Below are 6,259 nucleotides of genomic sequence, written 5' to 3'. Positions count from 1 at the left end.
CGCGCGCGGCGCCGCGGTCGATGCTCACGATGGCGCCGGTCCACACCCCGTGGCGCCGGCCGGCCTCCGCGACGGCGGGGAGGATGAACGCCAGGGCGTCCTCGGCCGTGTCGAAGGCGGCGGACTTGTCCGGGATGGAGGCGAACTCCAGCGCCACGACGCCCTGGGCGGCGGCGTCGGCCACCACCTCGTCGAGCAACCGACCGAGCCGCTCCGGGGTCCGCAGGAGCGAGATGAGCAGGCCGTAGGCGTCGAGGAAGCGGGTGAAGTCGGGGAACTCGACGAGCGGCGGGACCTCCACGCCGTCCTCGGCACACCACTCGCGCATGGTCTCGGCCCGCATCGCGGCCTCGAGGTGGACGTGCAGGTGCGCCTTGGGCAGGGCGGCGAAGCGCTCGTACGCGGGGGAGTGCGCGGCCGGTGCCGGGTGGCTCACCCCTTCGGCTCGACGTCGCGCGCCTCGTCGGCGACGTGCTGCAGCGTCATGGGATCGGAACCGTCCCAGGACGTGACGTTCCGGGCCTGCGGCAGGTCGTCACGGTGGAACACCGGGTTGTGGCCCTCGGCCTTCTGCCGCAGGTAGTGCTTCAGCAGTGCCACCGCGAGACCGCCCAGCGGGATGATCGCGATGAGGTTGATGGTGGCCATGACGCCCATGAACAGGTCCGCCATGTTCCAGATGAGGTCGACCGACCCCAGGCAGCCACCGAGCACGGCCAGGATGACCAGCACGCGGAAGACGCGCAGGGCCACGGGGCTCTCGCGCAGGAAGCGGATGTTGGCCTCGCCGTAGTACGAGTTCCCCAGGATCGAGGAGAAGGCCAGGAAGAAGATGACCACCATGAGGAAGGGCACGCCCCAGTCGCCGACCTGGGAGGCCAGTGAGTCCTGGGTGAGGGTGATGCCCTCGCGGTCGCCGCCGAACTCCGGGTTGGCGAGCAGGATGATGAACGCGGTGGCCGAACACACGACCAGGGTGTCGAAGTAGACGCCGAGCGCCTGCACCAGGCCCTGCTTGACGGGGTGGGAGACGGAGGCGGTGGCCGCCGCGTTGGGGACCGAGCCCATGCCGGCCTCGTTGGAGAACAGCCCACGCCGCATGCCCTGCATGATCGCCGCGCCGATCGCGGCGCCCGCGACCTCGCGGAAGCCCAGGGCGTGGCCGACGATCAGGGAGATCATCTCCGGGACCTCGGTGATGTTGATCGCCACCACCACGAGGGCGACGACGATGTAGGCGATCGCCATGAGCGGGACCACGATCTCGGTGACCGCGGACAGTCGCCGGATGCCGCCGAAGATCACCGCGCCGACCACCAGTGCCAGCACGACGCCGATGACCAGGCCGGACCCGAGCCCCTCGAGGCCGAACTGGTTGCGTACCGAGGCCGAGATGGAGTTGGCCTGGACGGCGTTGAAGACGAAGCCGTAGGTCACGGTGATGATCACCGCGAAGGCGACCGCCACCGGCTTCCACCCGAGGCCGTCGCGGATGTAGTAGGCGGGGCCGCCGATGTAGGAGTCCTTGCCCCGGACCTTGTAGAGCTGGGCGAGTGTGGACTCGACGAACGCGGTGGCGCCTCCGATGATCGCGAGCACCCACATCCAGAACACTGCACCGGGTCCGCCGACCGTGATCGCGATCGCGACGCCGGCGATGTTCCCGGTGCCCACGCGGGAGGCGGCCGAGACGGTGAAGGCGCGGAAGGCGGAGATGCCCTTCTTGTCCGGCTCGATGTCCGAGGGCTTCTCGACGATCGTCCTGAACATCTCCGGGAACATCCGGATCTGGACTATCAGTGTGGTGAAGGAGAAGTACAGGCCGGCGATGACGAGTAGCGCGATGACCGCGTACCAGTAGACATCGTTGACGGATGCTATGAAGTCGGCGAGAGCGCTCACTCGGGAGACGGTAGTCGATCATCGCTGATGTGACGATGCGACTTACCCTGGGTGTCGTGACCGATTTATCGCCCACTGCTCCGGATGTCGCAGTCCTGTTCGAGGGCGGGGGGATGCGGGCGGTCCACACGGCGGGGGTCGTGGAGACGCTCATCGATGCGGGCATCCACGGTGGGATGGCTGCGGGGATCTCCGCGGGGGCCACCCACGTGGCCAACTATCTGTCCCGCGAGGGCGTCCGCGCGCGAAAGAGCTTCGTCGAACTCGCGGCGGACCCCAACTTCGGGGACTGGCGCAGCTTCGCCCGGGGGAAGGGGCTGTTCAACGCCGAGTACATCTACGAGCAGACCGGTCTGCCGGACCAGGTGTTGCCGTACGACTTCGACACGTTCTCCAGCAGCGGCACGGCCGCGAGGATCGGGACCTTCCGGTGTTCGGACGGTGCCACGGTCTTCTGGACCGAGGAGGACGCCTCGAGCATGCCGGAGCTCATGCGGATGGTCAGGTCGTCCTCGACGATGCCGGTGTGGATGCCGCCGGTGCTGATCGACGGCGAGTACTACGTGGACGGGGCCCTGGGCCATGACGGCGGGATCCCGCTGTCCGCAGCGCGGGAGGCCGGATACGAGAGATTTCTGGTGGTGCTGACCCAGCCGAGTGGATACCGGAAGATCCCGCCGCGTCGACTGACCCCGTTCTACCGCTCGTACTTCCGGCGGTTCCCGGCGGTGGGGGAGGCCCTCCTGCACAGGTGGGCGCTCTACAACGAGACGCTCGACGAGATCGAGGCTCTCGAGGAGTCTGGCGACGCGGTGGTGTTCCGTCCGGAGCGGGTGTTGATACGGAGTTACGAGCGCAGGGTCGACCGACTCGCCGAGGCCTACGTCCTGGGGAGGGAGCAGGCCCGGCGGGAGGTCGACACCTGGTTCGAGTTCTGCGGACTGTAACAGACCTTGCGCGATGACAGGCCTTGCGCGGTCACACCCCGCGAAATGGCGAACGCCCCGGTGGCGGACCACCGGGGCGTGCGTCGCTGGGGATCAGGAGCCGAAGAGCTCCGCGCCGCCACCGAGGGTCTCGAGGATGTACGCGGGCAGGCCGAGCAGTCCGTCGATCGCGGCGGAGCCGACGTTCGGGACGAGTTCGGAGGAACCGGCGGCCAGGGAGTCCCAGAAGTCAGAGAACATGTGGTGTCCTTTCGAGAGGTGGAGCCCCACGGTTTAGCGGGGTACGTCATTCACGGTACTGACGATCCACGGGCGTTTCCACAAACTTGCCTCTCGAGTAAAGCTACTCAGCATATTCGTAAGTGCCTCGCTGGGGGGTTTCCACTTAATGAGGATCGTCCTATGATCGGGTCAGGGCGACCGAGATGTAGTCCAAGGGGTGGGCTGACCAGGGCCGCTCTGGAAGGAGTTCATCATGTGGGGCAGTCTCTTCGAGTTCGCCGGGTCGACCGTCGGCGCGGCGGGCAGTCTGGCCACCGACACGGGGTCGACGCTCGTCGACACCCTGACGTTCCTCCCGGTCCACATCGTGGAGGTCTTCTGGTGGACCGTGTTCGGTGTCGCCGAGGATCTGGGGTCGACCATCATGCCGCCGGTCTGACCGACCGTACGGCGATCTGGTTACCAGCCGCCTCCCTCTGCGGGGGGCGGCTGATCGCGTGGGTGGGGCCTGCGCCGCCGACGGGTGGGGCGAGTGCGGGGGCGGAGTCCGCCGTGCGACATTAGACAGACCGGTCTGTCGACCGCTACCCTCGCGGACATGACCGGTACCGACGCCGCCGCCCGCCCCGCTCGTCCCGCCCGCGCCCCCAAGCCGCAGGGCCAGTGGAAGATCGACGGCAAGCTCACGCTCAACCACAACGAGGAGTTCAAGCTCACCGACGACGCGCTCAACGTGCGCCAGAGGATCCTCGACACCTACTCCAAGGAGGGGTTCGCCTCCATCCCGTCCGACGACCTCTCGGGTCGGATGCGCTGGTGGGGCCTGTACACCCAGCGCAAGCAGGGGCTGGACGGCTCGCGGACCTCCAAGCTCGAGGCCGACGAGCTGCAGGACGAGTACTTCATGATGCGGGTCCGGACCGACGGCGGCGCGGTGACCACCGACCAGCTGCGGGTACTGGCGGGCATCTCGACCGACTTCGCCCGCGGCACCGCGGACATCTCCGACCGGCAGAACATCCAGTACCACTGGATCGCCATCGAGGACGTGCCCGAGGTCTGGCAGCGGCTCGAGGACGTCGGGATCGACACGGTCGAGGCCTGCGGTGACTGCCCGCGCGTGATCCTCGGCAGCCCGGTCGCCGGCGTGGCCGAGTCCGAGATCCTGGACCCGACCCCGGTGATCGCCGAGATCAAGGCCAAGTACATCGGCACGCCCGAGTTCTCCAACCTGCCGCGCAAGTTCAAGTCCGCCATCACCGGGCACCCGAGCCTCGACGTGGTCCACGAGATCAACGACATCTCGCTGGTGGGCGTCCGGCATCCGGAGCTCGGCCCGGGCTACGACCTCTGGGTGGGTGGCGGTTTGTCCACCAACCCGCAGCTCGCCACCCGCATCGGCGTGTTCGTCCGCCAGGAGGAGGCCGCCGAGGTGTGGGCCGGCGTGGTGGGGATCTTCCGCGACTACGGCTACCGGCGCATGCGCACCCGCGCCCGGCTCAAGTTCCTCATCAAGGACTGGGGTGCCGAGAAGTTCCGCCAGGTCCTTCAGGACGAGTACCTGGGCCGCGAGCTCCCGGACGGCCCCGCCCCCGAGCGTGGCGTGGGTTCGGGCGACCACGTGGGCGTCTACGAGCAGAAGGACGGCCGCTTCTACGTCGGCGCCGCCCCCACCGTCGGGCGCGTGGGCGGCGAGAAGCTCTCGCAGGTCGCCGACCTCGCCGAGGCCGCGGGCTCCCACCGGGTCCGCTTCACCCCGCACCAGAAGCTGCTCGTGTTGGACGTCGAGCCGGAGAAGGTCGAGGAGTTGGTCGAGGGACTGGCCGCCATCGGGCTGCACGCCCGCCCGAGCTCGTTCCGCCGCTCCACCATGGCGTGCACCGGCATCGAGTTCTGCAAGCTCGCCTTTGTCGACACCAAGGACACCGCCACCGCACTGATCGGCGAGCTCGAGAACCGGTTCGCCGACGACGCGCCCCTGCGCACGCCGTTGTCGATCCACCTCAACGGCTGCCCCAACAGCTGTGCGCGCATCCAGACCGCCGACATCGGCCTCAAGGGCCAGCTGCTCGACGGCGACACCCCGGGCTTCCAGGTCCACCTCGGTGGCGGCCTGGCCTCCCAGGACCAGGAGTCGGGTGGGCTCGGCCGCACGGTCCGCGGACTCCGCGTGCCGTCCGCGGACCTGCCCGACTACGTGGAGCGCGTGATCCGCAAGTACATGGAGACCGGTGCCAGCGGCGAGACGTTCGCCGAGTGGGCCCACCGTGTGGAGGAGGAGGTTCTGGTATGACCGCAGTCGCACTCGATCTGCTGCCCCGCAGCACCGTCCTGACCCCCGGCCCCGGCCGGCGTCGGACCACCGAGGAACTCAAGGCCATCGCCGAGGACGCGGCGCGTCGATTCGACGACCGCGGGCTCTACGGCCACCACGGCGAGGTCGACCCCGCCGAGGTCCTGGCCTGGGCGGGCGAGACCTTCGGCGACGCCCTCGCCGTGGCCTGCTCGATGGCCAACACCGTGGTGCCGGAGATGACCGCGCAGTACGCCCCGGGAGTGGACGTGCTCTTCCTCGACACGGGGTACCACTTCTCGGAGACCATCGGCGTCCGGGACGCCCTCGCGTCCACACCGGGCCTCAACGTCGTGGACGTGCGCAGCCCCGCGAGCCGCGAGGAGCACGAGGCCGCGCTCGGCCCGCGCCCGTTCGAGACGAACCCGGAGCTGTGCTGCCGCCTGCGCAAGGTGGAGCCGCTCGACGCGGCGCTGTCCGGATACGAGGCGTGGATCACCGGTCTGCGCCGGGTGGACACCGACCACCGCGCCGGAGCGGCGATCGTGGAGTGGGACGCCAAGCACTCGATGATCAAGATCAACCCGCTCGTGGCGTGGACCCTGGATCGCGTCCACGCCTACGCGGAGGAGCACGGGTGCCTCCTCAATCCCCTGCTCGACGACGGCTTCCCGTCGATAGGCTGTGAGCCGTGCACCCACCGCGTCGAAGCCGGAGCGGATCCGCGCTCAGGTCGCTGGGCCGGTTCCTCCAAGACCGAGTGCGGCATCCACCTGTGACGATCGCGTTCGCTGACGCCGCCCCCGCGGCCGAGCGGCCGGCGGCACCCGCGTTGGACGGCCTCCCCCTGACGGTGGGGCTGTCCGCGCGCGAGGTGCTGGTGGTGGGCGCGGGG

At 69.0% G+C, this 6,259-nt stretch carries 6 protein-coding genes and 1 pseudogene; 4 read left to right on the top strand and 3 right to left on the bottom strand.

The features are described from left to right. Together G6028_RS14655 and G6028_RS14650 are read right to left on the bottom strand one after the other, a co-directional pair. Positions 1-436 (bottom strand): annotated as a pseudogene (locus G6028_RS14655) (adenosine deaminase); the annotation flags it as partial. Further along, on the bottom strand, positions 433-1,902 hold the full coding sequence (locus tag G6028_RS14650) for an amino acid carrier protein (RefSeq protein ID WP_182659310.1): 1,470 nt from the start codon (positions 1,900-1,902) through the stop codon (positions 433-435). The pseudogene G6028_RS14655 and the gene G6028_RS14650, both read right to left, overlap by 4 nt. A gap of 56 nt (positions 1,903-1,958) precedes the next feature. Here G6028_RS14650 and G6028_RS14645 point away from each other — a divergent pair, with 56 nt between their 5' ends. Next, positions 1,959-2,849: a patatin-like phospholipase family protein gene (locus G6028_RS14645; protein WP_338404237.1), complete on the top strand. Its 891-nt coding sequence runs from the start codon at positions 1,959-1,961 to the stop codon at positions 2,847-2,849. A gap of 93 nt (positions 2,850-2,942) precedes the next feature. Here the strand turns inward: G6028_RS14645 and G6028_RS14640 are convergent, their stop codons facing one another. Then, positions 2,943-3,089 (bottom strand): hypothetical protein, encoded by a 147-nt coding sequence (locus G6028_RS14640; RefSeq protein WP_176475032.1) that lies wholly within the window; start codon positions 3,087-3,089, stop codon positions 2,943-2,945. A 235-nt stretch (positions 3,090-3,324) separates the two neighbouring features. Here G6028_RS14640 and G6028_RS14635 point away from each other — a divergent pair, with 235 nt between their 5' ends. From G6028_RS14635 to G6028_RS14625, 3 genes are all read left to right on the top strand, one after another. Then, positions 3,325-3,510, top strand: a complete 186-nt coding sequence (locus tag G6028_RS14635; protein WP_095717709.1) for a hypothetical protein — start codon at positions 3,325-3,327, stop codon at positions 3,508-3,510. 159 nt (positions 3,511-3,669) lie between these two features. Further along, positions 3,670-5,364, top strand: coding sequence for a nitrite/sulfite reductase (locus tag G6028_RS14630; RefSeq protein ID WP_095717708.1), 1,695 nt, complete (start codon positions 3,670-3,672; stop codon positions 5,362-5,364). Beyond that, the gene (locus G6028_RS14625; protein WP_017837640.1) at positions 5,361-6,143 is read left to right on the top strand and encodes a phosphoadenylyl-sulfate reductase; all 783 of its coding nucleotides are present in this window, start codon (positions 5,361-5,363) and stop codon (positions 6,141-6,143) included. Before G6028_RS14630 ends, G6028_RS14625 begins: the two co-directional genes overlap by 4 nt. The last annotated feature ends 116 nt before the right edge of the window (positions 6,144-6,259 follow it).

Origin of the sequence: Dietzia cercidiphylli, from assembly GCF_014145145.1 — a bacterium.
In the GTDB taxonomy this organism is placed as follows: Bacteria; Actinomycetota; Actinomycetes; order Mycobacteriales; family Mycobacteriaceae; genus Dietzia; species Dietzia natronolimnaea.
The sequence above is the reverse complement of the archived record's forward strand: the minus strand, read 5'-3'. Positions and strand labels throughout refer to the sequence as shown.

Bases quoted from the DNA above. Each gene is read 5' to 3' on its own strand.
- G6028_RS14640 (WP_176475032.1), bottom strand. From the start codon at position 3,089: ATGTTCTCTGACTTCTGGGACTCCCTGGCCGCCGGTTCCTCCGAACTC.
- G6028_RS14635 (WP_095717709.1), top strand. From the start codon at position 3,325: ATGTGGGGCAGTCTCTTCGAGTTCGCCGGGTCGACCGTCGGCGCGGCG.
- G6028_RS14630 (WP_095717708.1), top strand. From the start codon at position 3,670: ATGACCGGTACCGACGCCGCCGCCCGCCCCGCTCGTCCCGCCCGCGCC.
- G6028_RS14625 (WP_017837640.1), top strand. From the start codon at position 5,361: ATGACCGCAGTCGCACTCGATCTGCTGCCCCGCAGCACCGTCCTGACC.